Source organism: Corynebacterium hiratae (assembly GCF_009708045.1).
In the GTDB taxonomy this organism is placed as follows: Bacteria; Actinomycetota; Actinomycetes; order Mycobacteriales; family Mycobacteriaceae; genus Corynebacterium; species Corynebacterium hiratae.
In genome coordinates this window covers 1-822 of sequence record NZ_VIOG01000034.1, presented here as the reverse complement: position 1 = coordinate 822, position 822 = coordinate 1, and the positions used below count along the sequence as shown (strand labels likewise).

The following is an 822-nucleotide window of genomic DNA, read 5'->3' as shown; positions in this document are numbered from 1 at the left end:
GGGCATTATCGGCACTTGTACCCACTGCTCCCATGGATTGGCGAACACCAAGTACAGCGCAGTGCTCTCTAAATGCTTGTGAGGTGTACACACTGCCGTGATCGGAATGGAAAATTGCCCCTTTAAGACTTCCGCGGACTTTTCTGGCATGGGATAAAGCTTCGATAACCAGCGATACCCGCATGTGGTCAGCGAGTGCATGGCCGACGAGTTTGCGCGAGTAGACGTCGATGACCGTGGCCAGGTACATGTTCTTGCCGCCCTTACACGGCAGGTAGGTGATATCGCCTACATAGACCTGGTTCGGCCTGTCAGCTGTGAATTTGCGGCCTATTAAATCTGGCATGACTCGATGTCCAGGCTTGCGCCTGGTGGTGATGCATCGACGCCGTTTAGTAAAGCCTTTCAGCCCCATGGATTTCATGATGCGTGCGACCTTCTTGTGATTAGTCGGAGGAAAGTCCGTATCGTCGTTGAGGCTTGCAGCGATGCGTTTAGCACCATAAAGCCCGTGCTCATCATCGAAGATAGTCTTGATTCTCGCACCAAGAAGGGCATCGGAACACGTCTTTAACCTGCGTTTTTCACGGGTGTTGAGCCATTTGTAGAACGAGGAGCGATTGAGCTTTAACACGTGGCACATCCGCTTGACCGAGTACTCGGTTCGGTAGTCATAGACAAACTGGAAGCGGATCACCAGCGTGTCTCTTCGGCAAAATACTTCGCGGCCTTACGCAGGATGTCACGTTCTTCACGAAGCTTAGAGACTTCTTTTTCTAGCTGGCGGATCCGTTCAGAATCAGTCGTCGCCTGGGCGTTGTC

At 52.3% G+C, this 822-nt stretch carries 1 pseudogene; it reads right to left on the bottom strand.

Features of this window, described 5'->3' with window-relative positions:
* Positions 1-822 (bottom strand): annotated as a pseudogene (locus tag FME68_RS12920) (IS3 family transposase); the annotation flags it as partial.